Genomic DNA, 586 nt, shown 5'->3' on the forward strand with positions numbered 1-586 from the left:
ATGCGTTGAGCGCAGCTGCACGCGTCCCTGCGCATCGGTATCGTCGAACAGCAGCTGGTTGTAGCCAGACGCGCCAAACTCCTTGCTGCGCACGCCCCACTGCGCCGCCGCATTGCCGTGGCCGGCGGTATCAGCAGAAGCGCCGTGCCACAGGGGACTGTTGCCCGCCGCCAGATTACCCTGCGCGGAAGGCGCATGATCGCTGGCCGGGTTGAACAGCGTAGCCTGGCTGTCGCCGGCCGCCTGTCCCGCCGGCGTTGGCGCCACACCGCCCTCGCCCTGGCCGTTGTACAAGGCGCCGAGGATGATGGGACGGTCGATATCGTTCTCAATGAACTGCACCAATACTTCCTGCCCCACGCGCGGCAGGAACTGGCTGCCCATGCCGCCGCCGGCCGAACGCTGCGCGACGCGCACCCAGCAGGTGGCGTCGCCGCTGTCTTGCCAGTGATAGCGGATACGCACACGGCCCAGTGCATCGCAATGCAGTTCATCGGCGCCGGCCGGCTGGTCCAGACCGTCCGCGCCGATGACGATCGCGCTCTGCGCACCCGATGCGGTCGGCTTCGGATGATTGCGGCCATCG

The 586-nt window shown here is 67.9% G+C and carries 1 protein-coding gene; it reads right to left on the minus strand.

Annotation, left to right across the window (positions count from 1 at the left end; translation table 11 throughout):
- Window positions 1–586 (minus strand): phage baseplate assembly protein V (locus RUGAMON1_RS32650; RefSeq protein WP_445234426.1); only part of this gene is annotated, 586 nt, incomplete at both ends.

This window comes from Duganella rhizosphaerae (genome assembly GCF_040364205.1).
GTDB lineage: Bacteria > Pseudomonadota > Gammaproteobacteria > Burkholderiales > Burkholderiaceae_D > Rugamonas > Rugamonas rhizosphaerae.